Origin of the sequence: Bacillus sp. FSL K6-1560 (assembly GCF_038592935.1) — a bacterium.
In the GTDB taxonomy this organism is placed as follows: domain Bacteria; phylum Bacillota; class Bacilli; order Bacillales; family Bacillaceae; genus Bacillus; species Bacillus subtilis.
In genome coordinates this window covers 1,932,436-1,951,664 of the sequence record NZ_CP151946.1, presented here as the reverse complement: position 1 = coordinate 1,951,664, position 19,229 = coordinate 1,932,436, and the positions used below count along the sequence as shown (strand labels likewise).

Below are 19,229 nucleotides of genomic sequence, written 5' to 3'. Positions count from 1 at the left end.
ATGTAATGTCACCTTTCTATATTCATTAAAGGTTGGTGACAAATGGATAACTTTGAGCAAAGCACCATTTCAAGATTAAGTGCACTAGAAGAAAAAGCAAAACACACTAATAACAAGATTGATTCTCTTGAAGAAAGAACAAATGTTATCGGTCGTATAGCTACGCTTGTTGAGCAACAAGTCGAAATTAATAAAGACTCTCAAGCACAATCAAGAGAACAGTTCAGTACTCTTAACGAAATGAGCAACAGTTTAAAAAATCTAAGCAAATCGTATGAAAAACTGGACAATCGAGTTGAAATATTGGAACGCTCTGATTCTACTCGCAAAATTGATCCCTCACAATTTACAAAAGACCTTGTATTCAAGGTGCTGCCAAGTGTAATTGCCACTATTATCGGTGCATGGTTGCTCATACATTTTGGCCTTAAATAAAAATGAACAGGAGACGATTAAATGACTAAAATCAACTGGAAAGTTAGACTTAAAAAGAAAACATTCCTTGTCGCAATTTTCTCTGCAACGCTTTTATTCGTACAAGCTATTGCCTCTGCTTTTGGATACGACTTAACTGTATTTGGCGACAATTTGACAGAGAAATTTAATGCACTTCTAACTTTTTTAACAGCGATGGGGATCATTGTTGACCCTACAACTCAAGGTATTTCTGATAGTGAACAAGCAATGGATTACGATTCACCGAGATAAACCCCATACCCTTCTCTTGATTGAGGAGGGTATTTTTTTCGTTTTGTCGTAATGAAAAAATTGCAGAAAACTTTACATCCTTTTACAATTTTTTCAATGACTATGTTATGATTGTTTTCGAGAGATTTTTGAAATTTTCAGAAAGAGGGGTTTAAATGAGTAAGATAGCTTCTGAAGTTGTCGCTACTACACTGAATGACTGGTACATTGCTATAAAAAAACAAAAGGTTGATGAATCAATAAAATATTATTCAGAGATAAAGAAACTTTTTGATGAAATGGAAGAAGATCAAGAAGTTCTTGCGTATTATAGTCTATTAGAAGAAAGACATAAAATGTTGCTGCATTCTTCACGAGGAGAACCTTTACAAAAACACACCTATTTTACTGAAGACAATCAAAACTTCATTAAAAAAACAAATGATAAATTAGAATACAACTTTTATTTATTTGAAGCAATGTATGAGGCATACAACAAAAACTATGATCGAGCAATCAACTTATATGGATTAGCTGAGAAAAAGCTTGCAGAAATTCCAGATGAAATTGAAGCAGCTGAATTTTACTCTAAAGTCTCTTACTTATATACTCTTGTTAAACAAAGCATTGTGGCACAACACTATATAAAAAATGCAATTTCAATATATAAGCGACACCCTGATTATAAATGCAAACTAGCTACATCAACAATGATTGCAGCTGCAAACTATGCTGATATGAAACGATTTGAGGAAGCAGAAAAATATTATTTAGAAGCAATTGATATTGCAAAAGAAACAAAAGATGAATTTTTAAAAGCTCAATTATATCACAACCTCAGTATCGTTTATTCTGATTGGAACAAACCTGATAAATGCATTAAATCTCTTGAAAAAGCAATAGGAAATGAATCTTGGTTAAATTCTATTTATTATATAAATTCTTTATTCATGATGATTAAAGAACTCTTTAAAATTGACGAAAAAATGAAAGCCATTAATTTTTACAATAAAGCACAGGAAAGACTCATATTAATGGAGAATAAAGTATACGAAGCCAAAATTAGCATCTTATACAACCTTTATTGTGGGGAATTAAAAAATAATTTCAATAACTGTATTAGTAATATTGAGTTTTTAAAACAACAAAATGAACTTGAAAGTGTAGATGAATTGTCTTACATAGCTGCAAAAAGGTTTGAATCAATAGGTGCTTTTGAAGAAGCAACCAGCTTTTTCAATGCGAAAATTTGGGCTGAACAGAAAATGAATCAGGTGGAGGGAATCTTATGAAAAAACTTGTGCTTTGCGTATCTATTTTAGCTGTAATTTTAAGTGGAGTAGCTTTAACGCAATTGAGTACAGATTCACCATCTAACATCCAGGTAGCTGAAAGGCCTGTCGGAGGTTAAAAAAGGTTGATTAATTTATTTAGCCCTACTCAAACATTTGAGTGGGCTTTTATTTTATGATTTATGTCCACCAGTCAGCCCTGCTCTGTGAAGCGCAGTGCCAGCAGATGTATAAGAAACTGCTCTAAGAATCGCTTTCGATCCGTATTTACTTCTAATCCCATCCATTACAAACCCAAGTTTCCTTCTCTTTTCATTATCCACTTCAAATAAACTCAACTGTTGATTAACCTCATCCTCAATATTTGATAACGTAACTGAGATACTTCTTACTGTTTTACCCGAGTAAAACTTATCAAACAGCTTCAAGCAACATCTATATATGTCCATCGTGATATTTGTGGGAAGATCTATTGTTTTGGCTCGGTGAAATCCACCACCAAGATCATCCTTACTGTATCCAATACCCAGGCTGATTGTTCGACCAGCTTTGTTGTGTGTACGTGCCCTTCTTGCGACTTCCTCGCAAATTTCCAAAAGAACAGCCTTAATCTCTTCTCTCCTTATATAATCCCTCAGTAAAATCTGACTCTTACCAAAACTAATCTGCCCTTGCATCAAAGGAGCTCCTATTTCTGATAAATCGATTCCATGAGCATGATAATACAACTGGTTTCCCATTATTCCGAACTTCTTTTCAAGCAGCTCTAAAGGAAATTTAGCTAACTGACCTACAGTTGATATTCCCATCCGATTTAGGTTTCTTTCCATCCTCCCTCCTATCCCCCACATTTTAGACAAAGGGCGAACCTTCCAGAGTTTATTTGGTACATCTTCATATCTCCAACGTGCAATGCCACTCTTTGTTTTCTTACTCTCCAGGTCAAGTGCAAGCTTACTGAGTAGCATATTGTCTCCAATACCAACTGTGCACATCAAACCAAATTCTCTCCACATGCTGCTTTGGATTGCTTTGGCCATTTCTTCAGGATCTTCTTTTCCTGCATCTAAAAAAGATTCATCAATTGAATACGTGTGGACACATTTCTCAGGAACAAATCTGTAAAACAGCTTTGTAATTTCAGTTGAAACTCTGATGAAAAGCTTCATTTGTGGATTTACAATGTGTATTCTTGGATCTTCAGGTATCTCAAATAGTCTCGATCCTGTTTTGATTCCAAAATCTTTTTTAAGTGCAGGAGATGCAGCTAACACTACACTTCCCTGTCTCTCCGTATTTCCTACAACTGCAAGGTAGCATGTTAAAGGATTAAGTCCCATTGTTACAGCCGATACAGAAGCATAGAAGGATTTCATATCGACACAAAGTATATTCTTACGTGGAAATTGTGAGTAATCAATCATTGTATGTAACTCCTATGATGTTATTCATGTTGATATATACTGTTTTGTCATGCTGATCTTTTACATGAAGCCTGTGTTGTTCAAAATTAATGTAATGGACTCTGCCGTTGACATTTTCAACGAATCCATTGTTAAAGAGTTTGAATTTCAACTCTTTATTAAATTCAAGTGCCTCAGAGACGAGAAGATCCATCTCTTCAATTTGTTGGTCATCTAAGGATGGTTTTTCAATTTTTGATACATCAATCAAATCTTGTTTAAGTTGTGTTAAATGTTCTGGAAGCATCATTGATGTCCATTTGATTGTTCCTCGATCCCTAAGCATATCGACTCACTCCTTTATTGATCTAATATTAACAGAACAAACGTTCTTTATTCAAGATAAACCAGAACAAAAGTTCGATGTAAATGTTGGTAATAAAATATAAAGGTCAATGATGATTTGCGTAGTATTAATAAAGGAGGGATTCTTTTCCATGAAGGAGAGTGTAATGGTTAATGAAGAAGAGGCTAATCGGATTTTTGGTCTTAGTTCCTGCTTTGATTATGTCGGGTATTACTTTAATCGAAGCAAATAAAAAGTCCCCTTTGGAAGTAATTGATAATATTCGGGATGAATTTGGTATATTCAGTGTGCAAATTGGTCAAACAGATCCGGCAATTACAATTGGCATGGATCAAACCAAAAGTGAAGCAAAGCTCCGTGAGTATTTAAAAGATAATCTGTCTAGAGAAGCAAAGGAAAAATATAAGATCTATATATTAAAAGATGATATTAATAAATTGGAGAAAGAACATCGAGAGCATTTGAATGCAAATAACCCCAATAAGTAAAATGCCCAGCTCTTTATTTAAGCTGGGCATTGTTTTCATTATTTAAATAGAATTTCTATAAGCATTAATTGCTTCATTTCGTAATAGCATATTATCTTTATTAACCATGCCTAAGTTATAAGCTTTTTTGATAACATCTAATACCTGCGAATCCATTGTAGAAAGGTTTCCGCCTGCAGTAAATCTCAATTTCCAGTCTTCTAAAGACTTATTCAAATCAAGCGTACTTTTTTTATTCTCGGGTTTAACAATCTCATTTTTCTCAAGTTTTTCGCAAAACTCGTTAAAACCTATGGAAGATTGCTGAGTATTATTCTGACCATATCCTTCTGTTGCCAAGCTACAAAAAGCTAAGAATTTTGGATCTTTAGTTACATCATAATTAGAAGTGCTAATCACCTGGGTCACTCTCTTTCAAAATCAATTTTTTGACTGTAAACAAAAGTGGTACCTGAGCTCAATGCTTTAATCTGTATAGAGTTATCTTGAAGTGCGTCCATGGGAATCTCAAAATATTTATCCCAGCCTATTACCACCTTATTTTGACCAAGGATAGCATCAGATTTAAACATTTTAGCTGTGCCGTTATACAACAGATTCTTACCGTCTTTGCCTGTGATAACTGTTAACTTGGTATAACCCATAAAACGAGCTTTCACATATAATTTATTCCCCTTCAAAACGTTTGGCGCTTTGGTTTGACTAGAAGTGATATTATCCCAAGCAAAATCGTTTCCGTCTGATGTAATCCCTGTAATTTGTAGATAGTAGAGTGGTAATGCTTCTGCCGCTTTTGCTTTTGATGAATCAGTGAAAGCGAAAGCAACAACTGCTAGAAGAGCAAGCAGTACATATGTAATTCTCTTCTTCATTTCCTAAATCCTCCTTGGTACAAGTTTACATGTTAAATATCGTCAATTGAAGGAAATTGTTTAATATTTGAAATAAAAAAAGAACCTGCTTTATGCAAGTTCTTTTAACAGTGGTAACTTATTATGGATATGTCAAGACAAGGACATTTATCTGTTGTATAATTAAACCTGTACATAAGTTTCCCAACCAAGGGACATTGCTCACCTTCCATATGTCAAAAGACGGAAGAGGTGAGAAGTTTGACTGTTTACCAATCATTAATGATTATGATCAACTTTTGCGGTTTAATATTGAATACCGTCTTATTGATAACTAATATGATGATTTTTTTAATAACCAGTCAAAAAAGAACGTAGCACCCCAAACTTTCCCACGGTTCTAGGGTGCCTTGTCTTCCCAATTGTGTTAATGAGCAAGTCCTTTGATGAACTTGTGTACCAGGGTGTGTGCAGCACCCTGATTTTTTACTTTTTAGATTACTGACAATCATATCTCTTACAGTTTTGATTATAACACATTAAATGAAACCATTGAAATGATTTGCAAAACTTTTGTTTTATGGATAAAACCATTATTTTATTGGAATCCAGTACTTTATCGATGCACAAGTGATATTATCCATGATTCAGTTCAAATTCTTCTCTTGTCATTCCAAAGCAAAAACCATCATAATAGGCACCTTTAGTGAAAATGATCTTTCTTAGTTGTCCCTCTTTCATGAAACCTAATTTTTCATGTAATCGTATGGATGGATTATTAAAAGAATAAACAGTTGTATTTACTTTTTGATAAGCAAGTTCCAAAAAGAAAAAGCGAAGAACCATCAAGATCATTTCTTTGGCAAATCCTTTTCCCCTATATGGCTCGAATACAGCCAAATAATAACCGAAGGTACCATTTTTCCTATCACAGTCAAAGGTTTCAATTATACCTACTATATTATTATCACTATCAACTGCAATAAAACGGAATTCATCTTTTTCTAATTGTTCTTCTACCCATTCTCTCATGTTATTAGCAGAACGAGGAAAATGTAGCGAGTCCATATTTCGCAGAATTTCATCATCTAACGAATCAAATAAAACGATATCTTCAGGTTGAATTGCTCGCAGTGTAAGATTCTCCCCTGTCCAATAACTAACTGCCATTTTAACTTTCCCTCCAGTTATTTCCATACGCTTTCTTAACTGCTTAGTAAGTCATCATCTAATTCAATATACAGAATTCCATCATCTTCTTTATCAGCTTCAATTGGTTCATCAACTAAACTGAAGACAAACTCCTCAAACGAATTGGCAATTAAGAAAAAGTCTTTGTCGGGATGACTTAATTCATGATCCCAAAACAATATTTTTCCATTATCGATATCCATGCATATTTCATTCCCGCCTGCAGAGCTTGCGATAGGAATAATATTTCTAGGAAAGCGATCAGAATATGTATCGATTGCTTTCTGAAGACTGTTATGATCGTTCGCTAAACCATAAAAACCTTCTAACAATTGTGTATCATCGCCCTTGCCCATCCAAGGATCTTTCTCTAAAGGTTTATAGCAAACGTCATACTCAATCTCATCTGTTGTTTTTTTACTTTCTAAATAACCTCCTCCATATTTCTTCAAAAAGTCCTTATAATCTGAAGGTAATTGATTGCCTATGTTCAATTCAAGCTCTTTGAGTTGTTCATTTGTATTAATGCTAGGATCTGTTTTTGCATCAATTGAAAACTCTTTCAACTTTTGTTTGATATTATTGAAGCTCATATTAATCCCCTCCGCATTGCACATCTTTAGCAATGAACAATTGCAATACTTTTGTTTAATAGATTATTCAATTTCTATGCCATCATATGCATCGCCTAGTGATACATAATCATCCCTTAACCAATACCAATGTTTACCCTTATTTTCAAGCAGTCGCTGTATTAAATCTGTAAATGAACTTGCTATCACCTGTGTTTCGCCGACTATTCCATGTCGATCAAAAAAACTGTCATAGCATTTTCCTTTTCGCTGATCGTTTAAGTCAATTGTTAGGTATTCTCCTTTTCCATCCGTGCAAACAATATACCACTCGGATGAAATGTCTTCTTCACAGAGCTCCCCAACAATAATGGGATTAGCTAATTCAAACTCAGCTGGTCGTACTATGTATATTGGATAATCCGCATTTTCATATAAAACTGCTCCACCACATTGTTCATAAAATTCACTGATATCTTTTGGTAGTTGATGCTTCTCGTCTATTACTGGGAGACCATCAGCTTCAAACAGCCGACAGTCTGATGTGGAAGCAATCTTCTTGATTAACATATCAATGCTCAAGTCCGCACCTACTTTCTAAAGTTGTATTGATTAAATGCGTTATAATATTGCTGTCTAGCTTCTTTAGGAACATTAGCAGCATCAAACATCTTCTCAGTAAGTTCTTGTATTTCTCTGGGGGATACTTCTTTCCAGTTTACTTTGCCGCCAACTTTCTTCCCTGTTTTTTCGAACAACCATTCTCTATATACTTTCTTGGTAGCGTTGTGTTGTTCCTTAGTTAAAGCTACTGTTGGTGTGTTACTCCCTCTACTCACATAATTCGGAACATTGTGTTTAGCCCATACGTCCATTACACCGTGATGATTCTCTAAAGGACTGTTACTTGGTCTATAATCAACGACATCGAAAGGTTTTACTTCTTTATCTGACCCTTTAGCAAAACTCATTAGCTGATTTTTTAAGTTTTCTCCATCCACTACATTGTATGGCACGTCCCCTGCCATAGCAAGATCGTACTTAGGGTTATAAGGCAGCAAATCTGGAATCTTGACGTCCTTAATTTTCTCCCCTGCTTGACTAGCTTTATTTATTACCTTGCCTGCTGCATCAGCTTTGTTAATGGCTCCTGCACCTTTTGTTCCGACAACAGCTGCAGCCACTGAGCCAATTGCATACGTTACCCATCTTGACCTTGAATAGGCATCTCCATTCACCATATCCTTTTGATATGACTCTTCAATTGCAGCAGATATTGCATCATATGTTTTAACTGGATGAATAACTGCATTGCCAAGCGCTGACAATGTTTCTCCTGGATCGGTGATGAAGTCCCATAAGCCGGTTACAGTGTCTTTGCCAACGTCATATAAGCCTACCCCTACACCTTTTACGATGTCCCAGGTGATTTCTCCTGCTCCTTCTAGCTGCTTTGCTTGTTCAATTTGCACTGCAAGCTGTACTTGAGCTGGCTCCAGATTCTCGTACCCTACTTTCTTAGCAATCTCTAAATATTCATCAGGATCAGACACACCGTCATTAAGTTTCTTTTTCAATTCCTTAATTTCTCGTTCTTTTGCTTCTTCTTTCTTCACGGTTAAATAAGCTTCTGAATGCTGCTCAATATCGCCTTTTTTCTTATGTATGTCACTTTCTCTATACGCTTTGGCGTTATAGTGAATCGGTGTGGCGTTCTTCCCTTTGCCTGTTGATTCCTGCAGCTTTTTAAAATCTTGCTGGATGAATTGTTCATTTGGTTCAGTCTCAGCGTACTCTGTTTTTAAATCCTCATCAAGCTTGTTTATCTTATCGATTGTTTTTTCACGTTTGTCATCTGCAGAAGAAAGTTTGTCTTTGAAGTCTTCTGTTGAGAATATTTCAAGTGGAAGAATATCATTGATGTCGTTTAAAATGTCTTTCATTGCTTTTTTCTGTTCAGACATAATGGATTTTGATTTTGTGTATGCATTTACAAGTTCATGTTCTAAGAAGGATTCTTCTATGTATGCATCAGACATCTTAGCGTCTTCAAGTTTTGCAGAAATGCTGCTTAAGAAAGCAATTTTCATATCGATAAGATCAATCCATTGATCTGTAACGCCGACATGGTCATGATAAAATGCTTTAATGTTGTCTGCACCCTTACCTGAAAACTCGCTGTCGTCTAGGTCAGCTACAGCTTTAAACGCTTTTTTGAGCTTCACCATTTGCGACCTTAGTTCCTTATACTCTTTGGTTCTTTTATCCGCTTCAGAGAGCAATGAATCAGCTTCAAATACCTTCATTTCATTCTCCTTTCAAGCCTACTCTATGTAAATTTTACCACAATCATTTGCTTGAATAACAGAAAAAGACAGCCAGAACTGACTGTCTTATACATCGTGCGATCGTGTTCTATAATAATTTTCTGCGGTATAGTATCGCCAATCCCAAAAAGGTTCCCCATTGGCTAATATATACCGGTCTAAAAATATTTCAAAGTTTAAATTTAATGGATTATATTCTAAACCACTTTCATATACATAGAGATAGTTAGGATCACCTTGATTAATTTTATCTTTATCAATCATTAAATGGCATTCTTCTAATAAGTAGCCAATTGGAATACCATTGATCCCCTCAAACAAAGCCTCATATTTTAATTCTTCTTCAATCTCTTCAAGGCTAAATAAATAAAGTCCTCCACCTATATTCTCCCCATCAGAAAGAATTTCAAAAATTTTCGCACCGTTATGCAGTGTCATGAACTTCTGATAATCCTCTGGAAGGGAAAGCTGGTGTTTAGCCTCAAAGCTTTGAATGTCATTCAGGGTTGCTTTGTCCGGTGAAAATGTAACAAGGAACTCCATGATATCACCTTCTGAACAAAACAATTGAATGGCTCCTTTTTCATCTAAAAGACTTTTCAAGCCATTTACCGTCTTATGAACAAAGTTAGTCAAATAAATCACCCCATATTTAAATCAAAGGGATGTTTCGGCATCTCTTTTTGGATTTCTTTCTATTCATATTGGTAAAAGTAATAATGTTAACAAATATGATTCAAAACTGGTTTTAAAGGTTCCTAAAGAGTTAATGACTTATTTTAAAAACCTGATTAAGTCAATGAATAATTGGGAAGAAGAGATATTCAACTATTTCAATTCTCCCATTACAAACGCCTATACGGAATCCTTGAATTGTTTGATTAAGACAAGGAGCCAATATTAGCCATGGTTATTCATTTGAAGCTCTTAGAGCAAAAATATTGTTTACACAAGGTTATCGTAAAGTAAAAAAGAAATTCAAAGAAGTTGAAGCTACTTTCGGAAAATTGTGACCTGATCAATTCCCAAATTGGGGTCAAATAGGCTATGAATGGGTTTATGAAGAAAACTATGGTGCTGACTTTTCCATACTGACTAAAGCAATGGAGGATGGTTATTTTTAACCCTCTTTTTACACTTTTTCAGATTACCCATTTTTTATCCTTGGTATGAATTTGTTACAAACTCTTTTGCTTTATTAGCAACAGCTTCCCAAGTGGCCGCAGCATTATCAAGATCCGTAGAAAGCTTATTGATATCCTCATTCTCAAACCCTTGTGCGAGTGAATAAAATTGATTTGCTATAGAATGCCAGTTTCCTTCAGTTTGTTCTATAAACTCCAGAGACCTTTCTGCCTGGTATATTACATTATGCAAGTCTATATTGATGCCGTGAAACAGACTTAAAACTTTTACAACTAATGCAACTTGTGCATCTACACCGTTTAAATTCTGAAAATTATCAATTCGTTGTTTAAACATTTGAACATCAGAATACTCTAACATTTCGGATACTATATACCCGATTAAAGGGCCTAACTCAGAGCTGAATTTTACTTTCTCATTTATCTCATGCTCTTCAAGACTTTCACCCAACAATTTTTTAAATTGCATGAATATATTCAATAAATCATGTATCTCGCTCTCATCATTGTATTGTGAATCTAAATAAGTCATTACTTCTTCAAAAGAATTGTTCAATTGTGTAACACCTATGAAGTTGTTACCTCCTTGAAGAAAGGAATTTAGTAGATTTTGAACATCTTTCATAGATTGTTGATTTTCATCGAGCTCTCTCATAAGTATAAGACAGACCTCATGAAAATCTTGAATAGCATCTTGTCTATCTTGATCATTGCTTGCAGTTGTAATTGCCTTTAAACCTGGTTGTAATGCTTCGTTTATCAATTCCGAAGTGGTAGACCCAACATTGTATATATCATTAGCCATTTTATTAACACAGCTTAATAATTTCTCCAACCACCAGTCACACAACTTTTTATATTCGTTATAAACATCATATAATTTCTGAAAATCTTGAGGTATTTCAACGTTTTTCGGTAAGTTCAAATAAGTTTTCATCTCATCATTGCTCACAGGCAAACCCGTTCCAGTAAGAATATTAGCTTGAGTTTTTGCCCAATATCCAGTAGATATTAGCCCATCTCTTCCTAATAAAAGATCCTGTGGTCCATATTGGGATGTTGCATCTAAAAGATTATCATATTTCATTTCTTGACCCGCCCTTTCATATCATCTAGAGTTTATATATTTAATATAACAAAAAAACTACCAAATTATTTTATTTTTTCAATTTTTTATTCGATAAAAAAGTAAGACGGGAATCATTTTGTAGAGCAGATTGAAAATGAAAATGCAGCTAAACTAATTACAATGACAGTCGCCAGTTTTATTCCATCACAAGACAAAATTTAAGGAATAATTTAATTCACAAAAATAGGATACAGGATTATAATTATTGATGGTTTACCGATATAAATAGAGAACAAACATTCTAAAAGGGGAAATGAAGTTGAAGAAAGTATTATTAGGTTTTGCAGCATTCACTTTGAGCTTATCGTTGGCAGCCTGCAGCTCAAATGATTCTGAAAAAGTAAGCACAGAAAAAGAAACACCACAAGCGTCTACGGATGTGGAAAAGAAAACAGAACAAAAGGAATCTACTAAAGAAAAAACTGCTGACAAGTCTAAGGAAAAAGACAAAAAGGAATTGGTCGATGTTACTCTAGATAGAGCTGTTGATGGTGACACAATTAAAGTTACCTACAACGGAAATGTAGACACAGTACGCTACTTGCTCATAGACACACCTGAAACAAAGAAACCAAATTCTTGTGTTCAACCATATGGTGAGGATGCGTCAAAACGAAATAAAGAATTGGTCAACAGTGGTAAGCTGCAGCTTGAATTTGACAAAGGTGATCGCAGAGATAAATACGGAAGACTATTAGCTTATGTTTATGTGGATGGCAAATCTGTTCAGGAAACATTACTAAAAGAAGGATTGGCCAGAGTAGCATATGTATATGAGCCAAATACGAAATACATAGACCAATTTAAGAAAGACGAGCAGGAAGCAAAATCGGAGAAGCTTTCAATTTGGAGTAAGAATGGATATGTGACTGACCGAGGATTTAATGGCTGTGTTAAAGAGAAAACCACTGCAGTTAAAAAAGCAACAACATCCAAACCGGCAGCTAAACAGCCTACTACTCCAAAGGCATCAAGTGAAACTTCGACTACAACTGAAAAAGAAGCTTCTTCAGAGACAACTGGAGAAACAGAAACATTTAAAAATTGCACAGAGTTAAGAAAGAAATATCCGAATGGAGTGCCTAGCTCCCACCCTGCTTACCAATCTAAAATGGACAGGGATCATGACAACTATGCTTGTGAACGATGAAAGGAGATAAGTGATGGGACAAAAATTTCATAAATTAAACTCTAAGTATGGAATCATAGATTATCCAATACTTTTAAAAGATCTTGAGTCCATCATTCAAGAATTCCCTAAATCAGAAAGAAAGTTTTATGAGTATGCAATTAAAGCTTTAAAAAAGGAAGTTGGGAAAAAGGAAAAGATTTTACATATGACTTCTGCAGATCCAAAGCTTACTAAATTTGGTTTTATGGTTATTACTGAAAAGAAACTTCTATTTGTCACTATGAAAGGCGGTATTTTCGGGGGTGCAGATACTGAAGTTGTTGAATTTAAAAGTATCAAAGAAGTTGACTTCGATATTGCTCCAAATCCCTTGGGAATGGCCACGATGCAATTGGGTATCCTCCATTTAAAAATCAAAGGTAAGCTTGGAATGAGTAGCAAGCGTACCATTAGAAATATTGATGAACATTCTCTTGATAAAATAGTAGCTATACTAAGAGAGCAAACAAAATAAAAAGCCCGTTTTTGGGCTTTTCTTTTTTTATATGGCTAAGTTAAAGATAAAGGTTGATTTATTATTATGGATAACGGAGTTTCTTATATTTTATGTAGTTTTAAATGGATTTCTAAGTTTACTTGGTTATTTATGTTAAACTAAATATAAAGAGATTGTAAAAACTTCCACTTAAATTAACGGGTCAGTTAGTTTAAGAAGATGAATAAAAAAACAACACCTTTCATCAAGGGGTCTTGCTAATTTAATTGTTGCAAACTTACAGAGTATCTAATAAGAGGTTATAGATAGGAGATGAACTAAATGAAAAAAATAGTTGAAAGTACAACTTTTCCAAGAACAAAACAGTCTATAACAGAAGATTTGAAAGCTTTAGGATTAAAGAAAGGGATGACCGTACTTGTACATTCCTCTTTATCATCTATAGGATGGGTAAATGGTGGAGCTGTTGCTGTGATTCAAGCATTAATAGATGTTGTTACTGAAGAAGGTACCATCGTGATGCCTTCTCAATCCGTGGAATTATCTGACCCAAAAGAATGGGGAAACCCTCCCGTACCTGAGGAGTGGTGGGATATTATTAGAGAAAGTATGCCAGCCTATAATTCTAACTATACCCCCACTACTAGAGGGATGGGGCAAATAGTAGAGTTATTCAGGTCTTATCCAGAAGTTAAAAGAAGTAATCACCCAAACTACTCCTTTGTAGCTTGGGGAAAACATAAAAACAAAATCCTTAATCAACATCCTTTAGAATTCGGACTGGGTGAACAATCACCTCTGGGGAAACTTTATATACGGGAATCATATGTATTACTATTAGGTGCTGATTTTGATAGTAGTACCTGTTTCCATCTTGCTGAGTACAGGATTCCTTATCAAAAAATTATAAACAGGGGTGCACCTATAATAGTAGAAGGTAAAAGAGTATGGAAAGAATATAAAGAACTTGAATTTAGAGAAGAACTATTTCAAGAAGTCGGTCAAGCGTTTGAAGCAGAACATAATATGAAAGTTGGTAAAGTGGGTTCTGCTAATTGCCGCCTTTTTTCACTTACAGAAGCAGTGGATTTTGCTGAGAAATGGTTTATTAATAATGATAGTAAAAATATAAAAAAATAGCTTGGTCTACCAAATGAGTTTAGTAACACTTTTTAAAACTATCGGGTTCTTTAGGTTTAAAATTGACAGTTAAATCATTGAGCTTGGAAGGAAATTTTTCAAGCTTATTTTTAGTGTCCACCTGTTTAGCCTTTTTACTGAGAAGGCCTCCCACTCTGTTGATCCTCGCTTAACAATGGGAGGGCTTAACTCGTTATAAAAATAAGCGCTCTCCCCTTCGGAAATACGCCTGGCTATTTATTACCTTATTATCATATTAGCCGATGTAAAGCAAAACAGAGTGTCAACGTTGACTCAAAATTTTGTCAAATCATTTATCCATAATAATCATCTGAATTGTAATTAAAGTACTCAAAAGTATCTTCAATGACTTTCTTGCAGATATCACATACATCCCAATGTCCCATATCATTTTGTTCGGTATAAACTTTGGACACTTCACAAGTGCAATAGTCTACTTCATTAAACATGCTTATCGCCCTTCGTCTTTGAGATTATCATACCACGTAATCCACGAATTAACTTATGCTTTATACAATGCGGTTCGCCTCTTCATTCTTTAATTTCCTTCACTAAGTAAATCACTTTGCAAATCCACCAAAAATGCAGATTCAAAGCCCTTTGCAACTCTCTGTTGTATAAATCAATTTTATATCCCCCATTCAGTGACTGCATAAATAATTTCATTTGGGTTAGGATCATGATCTAAATATCCGCCATATCGAGACACTAGAACCCCATATTTAAAATTAAAGTCAATAATCCATAAATCGCTGTTATTTATTTGTTCCCACAGAAAATTAAAGTTCTCTATTATCCAGTTACCGTTAATCAGAAAAATTGGGCTATCCTCTATCCCTAAATATAAGTAAACTTGTTCATCAGGAAGCTTAGTTTGTTGCACATGATTGATCACTTCATATTCCCAACTGTATTCTTTTCTATGCTCACTGTATTTAATTGCATAATCATTTTTATGTAACTCAAAGTTCCATTTTTTCTGAACTTTATCTAGGATTCTTTCTAATTCAGGAGATGTGATTAGACTACAATCCTCAATAGTAGTTGCCATATCACGAGGCAGTGTTGACATCAATGTTACTCGGAGGCTTTTTTGTTTGTTTATTTTCAACTTCTGTCTAAGAAGCATTTTTCGATTGTCCATACTATCCCCCATAAATAATAATGTAAGGTTAATAAAAGAAGCCAGAGAGTATGTGAGAGAACCCTCTGACCTAAAGTGACACTAGCTAGTACATATACAATAATCGGGGTGTATAATTTGTGTCTGATACTCCGCATCTCCTGCTGTTAGAACACGTTTCACGTAATAATAAAAGATGGCTGCTGTTTACCTTCCTTTTTATTACGGAAGTATGAACGGCAGCCTATTGATTTAGAATACCCAAAAAATAATCACAAGCCAGGAGATAATCAAAGTTAAAATGAACCATTTTTCCTGCAAAGAAATTAAAGCGTAGCAAATATAAGAGATAGTTAACATCACAATAGAAGTGATCTTGACATACCATCCAATAGATTCATTGGAGAATGCATAAACAAATAAAGAGATAAGAACAAGAACCATAAATATGTTCCCTACAGTCTTTAATATACTCTTTTTGTCATCAAAGTTCATAATTTCAACCTCCAAAATATGTATATTATATGTTATAATTATACAGCATCCAGATAGTCATAAGCATTAAAAAACTTGAAAGGATGATTGTTAGTGAAAAAAACAGTTCTAACTACCCTATCTCTCGGACTCCTATTCTCAACAGTGGCTCCACTAACTAGCCATGCAGAATCCATCTCAGAACCTACACCAAGTTATATCACTCAGGTTAATTCAACACCACTTCAAGAATTAGTTAAAACATCATCAGTTCCAGTCATCCAAGAGAATGGAGAAATTTCAATTCAAGCTGTGCCACCATCAACAAAATGGAAGGTTGTAGATCATTTTAGAGGGAACTCTAAGAACATAGACACTGCAGCTGAATTAGGAGCAAGAATTGCTGCAGGATTACCTGGTCTTAAATACTCTTGGGCTGGTATATTCGCTCAGGCTGTGTTTGGAACATTCTATCACAAAAAACCAACTCGTTATTACTCAACAACACAATACTTAGCCTACGACAAAAAGTATAGATACACAATCGTTGATATGTACGTCTACAAAGACAGTAAATACAGCAAGCAAATAGGTTATGATTATAAAGTTTTCAGAACTCCTAGATAATATAAAGCCCTTTTATAGGGCTTTTTAGCTTTTTAAACAAAAAGCCAGAGAGTATGTGAGGGAACTCTCTGGCCTATAGTGGCTGATACACCAACTATGATACATATACAGGATACTTTAAATTTAGGATGTATTCAAGCAGCTTTCAGGTTTAAATAAAATGTGAATTTTATTTAAACTATTTAACGTACACTTATTTAACTGCTACTTATTTATTGTCCTTTATATGCTCTTCCCCATAAATACTCTTCATTGTTTCTTCACGTTTTTTCTCTTCCCTTTTCTCTTCCTCTGGAGATACTTTCTTTACTTCTGGTATTTCCATGTTTTTAAGTTTGTCATACACCATAGGGCGTGAATATCTTCCTGTGCTGCCGGGAAAATATGCGTCTATCAAGTTGTATTTATTATCCATCAACATTTCAAACTCATAGTAAGTATCCGCTTGGTTTCCAGTTCCTTTTATTTCATAAGAAGATTGAATGTAATATAAACCATCATCCCTTTTTTCTACCAAACTTTTTTCATAATCAGCTGGAATTGTTCTTTCTGGTACTCCGAACATTTCTTTAACAAGCCAGGATACTTTTTCATAGATATCTTTATGTGTAGTACTTGTTTGAGACTTTGCAGAATATTTATCTGTTTCGCTTGCATCCAACTCCTTTTGCCCTTCTTCACTTTTATAGTACTCAGTGATCTGTTCACACTCTTCTTTTCCGTACACTTCAATACAATCATCCATATTTGGAGTATCCGCGAGTTTATTATCATTTTCCTTTACAACTTCTTCGGAGGATTCCTCTTTAGACTCATTTTTATTTTTAGAACCATCATTTGAATTCGCACTACTTTCAGCACACCCACCAGTGAAGAAAATAAAAGATAAACAAACTAACATTGAAAAGCGAATATTCATAAAGCCCTCCTGGATTTATAAAGTATTTACAATGAATTTAGATGAACTAATTATAACCCATGTTCAAGAAGGTTTTTCATAAAATTTCAATCAATTCAATTCTTTCAAATTATTGTATTGTTTTCGTATTCAATGTCAGATAAAATATTCTTAATTAAGTTTCTGTTTTGACATTAAACACAAATAAAGAGGTGCTAAATTTTTGGAGTTAAAAAACATTGTTAATTCTTACAACATCACAAATATTTTAGGGTATCTTAGACGTTCTCGTCAGGACATGGAACGAGAAAAAAGAACAGGTGAAGACACACTCACAGAACAAAAAGAACTTATGAATAAAATACTTACGGCCATTGAGATCCCTTATGAATTAAAAATGGAGATTGGATCAGGAGAAAGCATTGATGGTCGACCTGTTTTCAAAGAATGTCTTAAAGATCTTGAGGAAGGCAAATATCAGGCAATTGCTGTTAAAGAAATAACAAGACTTAGTCGTGGGAGTTATAGCGATGCAGGACAAATTGTTAACCTCCTTCAAAGCAAACGATTGATCATAATTACACCATATAAGGTTTATGACCCTAGAAACCCTGTTGACATGCGCCAGATACGTTTTGAGTTATTTATGGCTAGAGAAGAATTTGAAATGACTAGGGAGCGTATGACAGGCGCTAAATACACTTATGCAGCACAGGGAAAATGGATATCTGGACTGGCACCTTATGGATACCAATTAAACAAAAAGACGTCTAAACTAGATCCAGTTGAGGATGAAGCAAAAGTAGTTCAATTAATTTTTAACATCTTTCTAAATGGGTTGAATGGAAAAGATTATAGCTATACAGCAATTGCTTCACATCTAACAAATTTACAAATCCCTACACCGTCAGGGAAAAAACGTTGGAATCAATACACAATCAAAGCAATTCTCCAAAATGAAGTTTATATAGGAACTGTTAAATATAAGGTTAGAGAAAAAACAAAAGACGGAAAGAGAACAATTAGACCTGAAAAAGAACAAATTGTAGTACAAGATGCGCATGCTCCTATAATTGACAAAGAACAATTTCAACAATCACAAGTAAAAATCGCAAACAAAGTTCCCCTTTTGCCAAATAAAGATGAATTTGAATTAAGTGAACTGGCCGGTGTTTGTACTTGCTCAAAATGTGGTGAGCCTTTATCTAAATACGAATCTAAACGCATACGAAAAAACAAAGATGGAACTGAAAGCGTTTATCACGTTAAATCGCTCACATGTAAGAAAAATAAGTGTACGTATGTGAGATATAACGATGTTGAAAATGCAATTCTGGATTACCTCTCTTCCTTAAATGACTTAAATGATAGTACTTTAACAAAACACATCAATTCGATGCTTTCAAAGTACGAAGACGACAACAGTAACATGAAAACAAAAAAGCAAATGTCTGAACACCTTTCACAAAAAGAGAAAGAGCTAAAAAACAAAGAGAACTTCATCTTCGATAAATATGAAAGTGGCATTTACAGTGATGAACTTTTTTTGAAGAGAAAAGCTGCATTAGATGAAGAATTTAAAGAGCTCCAGAATGCAAAGAATGAGCTCAATGGATTACAAGATACACAATCAGAAATAGACAGTAATACAGTGAGAAACAACATAAATAAAATAATTGACCAGTATCACATTGAATCAAGCTCAGAGAAAAAGAACGAGCTATTAAGGATGGTCTTAAAAGATGTTATTGTTAACATGACACAAAAAAGAAAAGGGCCTATACCAGCTCAATTTGAAATAACCCCTATCCTAAGGTTTAATTTCATTTTTGACCTCACAGCCACTAATAGTTTCCACTAAGAAAA

25 protein-coding genes are annotated in these 19,229 nt (G+C 34.4%); 11 read left to right on the top strand and 14 right to left on the bottom strand.

Going from position 1 to position 19,229, the window contains the following annotated elements:
• Positions 1–42: 42 nt before the first annotated feature.
• The 4 genes from NYE22_RS10705 to phrK all read left to right on the top strand — a co-directional run bounded on the left by NYE22_RS10705 (position 43) and on the right by phrK (position 2,098).
• The gene (locus NYE22_RS10705; RefSeq protein WP_017696898.1) at positions 43–435 is read left to right on the top strand and encodes a hypothetical protein; all 393 of its coding nucleotides are present in this window, start codon (positions 43–45) and stop codon (positions 433–435) included.
• Between the two features lie 21 nt (positions 436–456).
• Positions 457–708 (top strand): phage holin, encoded by a 252-nt coding sequence (locus NYE22_RS10700; RefSeq protein WP_042976275.1) that lies wholly within the window; start codon positions 457–459, stop codon positions 706–708.
• Positions 709–863: 155 nt separating this feature from the next.
• Positions 864–1,979, top strand: coding sequence for a response regulator aspartate phosphatase RapK (rapK, locus tag NYE22_RS10695; protein WP_124048206.1), 1,116 nt, complete (start codon positions 864–866; stop codon positions 1,977–1,979).
• Positions 1,976–2,098, top strand: a complete 123-nt coding sequence (gene phrK / locus NYE22_RS10690) for a phosphatase RapK inhibitor PhrK (protein ID WP_004399440.1) — start codon at positions 1,976–1,978, stop codon at positions 2,096–2,098. The genes rapK and phrK overlap by 4 nt, the downstream gene beginning before the upstream one ends.
• 54 nt (positions 2,099–2,152) lie before the next feature.
• On the opposite strand, the gene NYE22_RS10685 is transcribed toward phrK, so the two are convergent.
• A complete protein-coding gene (locus NYE22_RS10685; RefSeq protein WP_342412538.1) occupies positions 2,153–3,403 on the bottom strand; it encodes a UV damage repair protein UvrX in 1,251 nt (416 codons plus the stop codon).
• Positions 3,396–3,728, bottom strand: a complete 333-nt coding sequence (locus NYE22_RS10680; RefSeq protein WP_069322722.1) for a YolD-like family protein — start codon at positions 3,726–3,728, stop codon at positions 3,396–3,398. The genes NYE22_RS10685 and NYE22_RS10680 overlap by 8 nt, the downstream gene beginning before the upstream one ends.
• Positions 3,729–3,901: 173 nt before the next feature.
• Between NYE22_RS10680 and NYE22_RS10675 the strand changes: the two genes are divergently transcribed.
• Positions 3,902–4,237, top strand: a complete 336-nt coding sequence (locus tag NYE22_RS10675; protein ID WP_019712875.1) for a hypothetical protein — start codon at positions 3,902–3,904, stop codon at positions 4,235–4,237.
• Between the two features lie 42 nt (positions 4,238–4,279).
• Here NYE22_RS10675 and NYE22_RS10670 read toward each other — a convergent pair whose 3' ends face one another.
• The 7 genes from NYE22_RS10670 to NYE22_RS10640 form a co-directional block, all read right to left on the bottom strand.
• Positions 4,280–4,636 (bottom strand): hypothetical protein, encoded by a 357-nt coding sequence (locus NYE22_RS10670; RefSeq protein WP_072566416.1) that lies wholly within the window; start codon positions 4,634–4,636, stop codon positions 4,280–4,282.
• Between the two features lie 5 nt (positions 4,637–4,641).
• Positions 4,642–5,109, bottom strand: a complete 468-nt coding sequence (locus tag NYE22_RS10665) for a YolA family protein (RefSeq protein ID WP_103032196.1) — start codon at positions 5,107–5,109, stop codon at positions 4,642–4,644.
• A 615-nt stretch (positions 5,110–5,724) separates the two neighbouring features.
• Entirely contained in the window at positions 5,725–6,258 is a 534-nt protein-coding gene (locus NYE22_RS10660) for a GNAT family protein (protein WP_326243147.1), read from the bottom strand.
• A gap of 35 nt (positions 6,259–6,293) precedes the next feature.
• Entirely contained in the window at positions 6,294–6,872 is a 579-nt protein-coding gene (locus NYE22_RS10655; protein WP_326243148.1) for an SMI1/KNR4 family protein, read from the bottom strand.
• Between the two features lie 63 nt (positions 6,873–6,935).
• Positions 6,936–7,433 carry an SMI1/KNR4 family protein gene (locus tag NYE22_RS10650; protein WP_003246188.1) on the bottom strand — a complete coding sequence of 166 codons (498 nt, stop codon included), beginning with the start codon at positions 7,431–7,433 and terminating at the stop codon, positions 6,936–6,938.
• 8 nt (positions 7,434–7,441) lie between these two features.
• The gene (locus tag NYE22_RS10645; RefSeq protein ID WP_342412528.1) at positions 7,442–9,157 is read right to left on the bottom strand and encodes a ribonuclease YeeF family protein; all 1,716 of its coding nucleotides are present in this window, start codon (positions 9,155–9,157) and stop codon (positions 7,442–7,444) included.
• 87 nt (positions 9,158–9,244) lie between these two features.
• Complete coding sequence (locus tag NYE22_RS10640) at positions 9,245–9,814, bottom strand: SMI1/KNR4 family protein (RefSeq protein WP_342412527.1); 570 nt, start codon at positions 9,812–9,814, stop codon at positions 9,245–9,247.
• A gap of 133 nt (positions 9,815–9,947) precedes the next feature.
• On the opposite strand from NYE22_RS10640, the gene NYE22_RS10635 reads away from it, so the two are divergent.
• Positions 9,948–10,082 carry a transposase gene (locus NYE22_RS10635; RefSeq protein WP_234047931.1) on the top strand — a complete coding sequence of 45 codons (135 nt, stop codon included), beginning with the start codon at positions 9,948–9,950 and terminating at the stop codon, positions 10,080–10,082.
• Positions 10,083–10,336: 254 nt separating this feature from the next.
• Here the strand turns inward: NYE22_RS10635 and NYE22_RS10630 are convergent, their stop codons facing one another.
• The gene (locus NYE22_RS10630; RefSeq protein WP_326243150.1) at positions 10,337–11,410 is read right to left on the bottom strand and encodes a toxin; all 1,074 of its coding nucleotides are present in this window, start codon (positions 11,408–11,410) and stop codon (positions 10,337–10,339) included.
• Positions 11,411–11,711: 301 nt separating this feature from the next.
• Here NYE22_RS10630 and yokF point away from each other — a divergent pair, with 301 nt between their 5' ends.
• The 3 genes from yokF (at position 11,712) to aacD (ending at position 14,220) form a co-directional block, all read left to right on the top strand.
• Positions 11,712–12,602, top strand: a complete 891-nt coding sequence (gene yokF / locus NYE22_RS10625; RefSeq protein ID WP_326243151.1) for an endonuclease YokF — start codon at positions 11,712–11,714, stop codon at positions 12,600–12,602.
• A 13-nt stretch (positions 12,603–12,615) separates the two neighbouring features.
• A complete protein-coding gene (locus NYE22_RS10620) occupies positions 12,616–13,098 on the top strand; it encodes a PH domain-containing protein (RefSeq protein WP_032725953.1) in 483 nt (160 codons plus the stop codon).
• A gap of 303 nt (positions 13,099–13,401) precedes the next feature.
• Positions 13,402–14,220 (top strand): aminoglycoside N3'-acetyltransferase, encoded by an 819-nt coding sequence (gene aacD, locus NYE22_RS10615; RefSeq protein WP_004399070.1) that lies wholly within the window; start codon positions 13,402–13,404, stop codon positions 14,218–14,220.
• Positions 14,221–14,239: 19 nt separating this feature from the next.
• Here aacD and NYE22_RS10610 read toward each other — a convergent pair whose 3' ends face one another.
• The 3 genes from NYE22_RS10610 to NYE22_RS10600 form a co-directional block, all read right to left on the bottom strand.
• On the bottom strand, positions 14,240–14,374 hold the full coding sequence (locus NYE22_RS10610; protein WP_326243152.1) for a hypothetical protein: 135 nt from the start codon (positions 14,372–14,374) through the stop codon (positions 14,240–14,242).
• 160 nt (positions 14,375–14,534) lie between these two features.
• On the bottom strand, positions 14,535–14,690 hold the full coding sequence (locus tag NYE22_RS10605; RefSeq protein WP_326243153.1) for a hypothetical protein: 156 nt from the start codon (positions 14,688–14,690) through the stop codon (positions 14,535–14,537).
• Positions 14,691–14,869: 179 nt separating this feature from the next.
• Complete coding sequence (locus NYE22_RS10600; protein ID WP_326243154.1) at positions 14,870–15,385, bottom strand: hypothetical protein; 516 nt, start codon at positions 15,383–15,385, stop codon at positions 14,870–14,872.
• Positions 15,386–15,952: 567 nt separating this feature from the next.
• Here NYE22_RS10600 and NYE22_RS10595 point away from each other — a divergent pair.
• On the top strand, positions 15,953–16,465 hold the full coding sequence (locus NYE22_RS10595; RefSeq protein WP_116315469.1) for a hypothetical protein: 513 nt from the start codon (positions 15,953–15,955) through the stop codon (positions 16,463–16,465).
• Between the two features lie 208 nt (positions 16,466–16,673).
• Here the strand turns inward: NYE22_RS10595 and NYE22_RS10590 are convergent, their stop codons facing one another.
• The gene (locus NYE22_RS10590) at positions 16,674–17,384 is read right to left on the bottom strand and encodes a hypothetical protein (protein WP_342412524.1); all 711 of its coding nucleotides are present in this window, start codon (positions 17,382–17,384) and stop codon (positions 16,674–16,676) included.
• A 202-nt stretch (positions 17,385–17,586) separates the two neighbouring features.
• On the opposite strand from NYE22_RS10590, the gene sprA reads away from it, so the two are divergent.
• Positions 17,587–19,224, top strand: a complete 1,638-nt coding sequence (sprA, locus tag NYE22_RS10585) for a serine-type integrase SprA (protein ID WP_004399105.1) — start codon at positions 17,587–17,589, stop codon at positions 19,222–19,224.
• Positions 19,225–19,229: the final 5 nt, after the last annotated feature.

What these genes read in the sequence shown, in the direction of transcription:
- NYE22_RS10635 (WP_234047931.1), top strand. Translation starts at nt 9,948, where the DNA reads ATGACTTATTTTAAAAACCTGATTAAGTCAATGAATAATTGGGAAGAA.
- NYE22_RS10590 (WP_342412524.1), bottom strand. Translation starts at nt 17,384, where the DNA reads ATGAATATTCGCTTTTCAATGTTAGTTTGTTTATCTTTTATTTTCTTC.
- NYE22_RS10675 (WP_019712875.1), top strand. Translation starts at nt 3,902, where the DNA reads ATGAAGAAGAGGCTAATCGGATTTTTGGTCTTAGTTCCTGCTTTGATT.
- phrK (WP_004399440.1), top strand. Translation starts at nt 1,976, where the DNA reads ATGAAAAAACTTGTGCTTTGCGTATCTATTTTAGCTGTAATTTTAAGT.
- rapK (WP_124048206.1), top strand. Translation starts at nt 864, where the DNA reads ATGAGTAAGATAGCTTCTGAAGTTGTCGCTACTACACTGAATGACTGG.
- NYE22_RS10700 (WP_042976275.1), top strand. Translation starts at nt 457, where the DNA reads ATGACTAAAATCAACTGGAAAGTTAGACTTAAAAAGAAAACATTCCTT.
- NYE22_RS10680 (WP_069322722.1), bottom strand. Translation starts at nt 3,728, where the DNA reads ATGCTTAGGGATCGAGGAACAATCAAATGGACATCAATGATGCTTCCA.
- NYE22_RS10620 (WP_032725953.1), top strand. Translation starts at nt 12,616, where the DNA reads ATGGGACAAAAATTTCATAAATTAAACTCTAAGTATGGAATCATAGAT.
- NYE22_RS10655 (WP_326243148.1), bottom strand. Translation starts at nt 6,872, where the DNA reads ATGAGCTTCAATAATATCAAACAAAAGTTGAAAGAGTTTTCAATTGAT.
- NYE22_RS10685 (WP_342412538.1), bottom strand. Translation starts at nt 3,403, where the DNA reads ATGATTGATTACTCACAATTTCCACGTAAGAATATACTTTGTGTCGAT.
- aacD (WP_004399070.1), top strand. Translation starts at nt 13,402, where the DNA reads ATGAAAAAAATAGTTGAAAGTACAACTTTTCCAAGAACAAAACAGTCT.
- NYE22_RS10705 (WP_017696898.1), top strand. Translation starts at nt 43, where the DNA reads ATGGATAACTTTGAGCAAAGCACCATTTCAAGATTAAGTGCACTAGAA.
- NYE22_RS10630 (WP_326243150.1), bottom strand. Translation starts at nt 11,410, where the DNA reads ATGAAATATGATAATCTTTTAGATGCAACATCCCAATATGGACCACAG.
- NYE22_RS10605 (WP_326243153.1), bottom strand. Translation starts at nt 14,690, where the DNA reads ATGTTTAATGAAGTAGACTATTGCACTTGTGAAGTGTCCAAAGTTTAT.
- NYE22_RS10600 (WP_326243154.1), bottom strand. Translation starts at nt 15,385, where the DNA reads ATGGACAATCGAAAAATGCTTCTTAGACAGAAGTTGAAAATAAACAAA.
- NYE22_RS10660 (WP_326243147.1), bottom strand. Translation starts at nt 6,258, where the DNA reads ATGGCAGTTAGTTATTGGACAGGGGAGAATCTTACACTGCGAGCAATT.
- NYE22_RS10665 (WP_103032196.1), bottom strand. Translation starts at nt 5,109, where the DNA reads ATGAAGAAGAGAATTACATATGTACTGCTTGCTCTTCTAGCAGTTGTT.
- NYE22_RS10645 (WP_342412528.1), bottom strand. Translation starts at nt 9,157, where the DNA reads ATGAAGGTATTTGAAGCTGATTCATTGCTCTCTGAAGCGGATAAAAGA.